General features: G+C 48.3%; 1 protein-coding gene. It reads left to right on the top strand.

Annotated features, from left to right (window positions below; translation table 11 throughout):
• Window positions 1-333 (top strand): DUF4126 domain-containing protein (locus tag M595_RS28715; protein ID WP_040484827.1); only part of this gene is annotated, 333 nt, incomplete at both ends.

The raw sequence follows: 333 nt of genomic DNA, 5'->3' as shown, positions 1-333 counted from the left end.
TCCCCAGTGGATGGTCGGTATTTTAGTGAGTTGGTCGCTGTTTGAACTGTTCGCCTCAAAAAATGTACTCGGACAGCGAATTTTAAATTTTATTCAGCTTGTTTGTAGTCCCTTTGTCGGGGCGATTATGGGAATTGCGATCGCCCAGGCGACTGACGCACCCGAGTGGCTCGGGGGGGTAATTGGGGGAACAGGAGGGTTACTGGCGTTAGTGTTGCAACTGGTACAGGTGGGATGGTTTTACCGTTTACAAGGCTTACCGATTTGGGCGATTTTTTTCCAAGATATTCTCTGCATTTCCCTAGTGGTATTTGCGTTTGACGCACCACAACA

This window comes from Lyngbya aestuarii BL J (assembly GCF_000478195.2).
In the GTDB taxonomy this organism is placed as follows: domain Bacteria; phylum Cyanobacteriota; class Cyanobacteriia; order Cyanobacteriales; family Microcoleaceae; genus Capilliphycus; species Capilliphycus aestuarii.
This window is presented reverse-complemented; position numbering and strand designations above follow the sequence as displayed.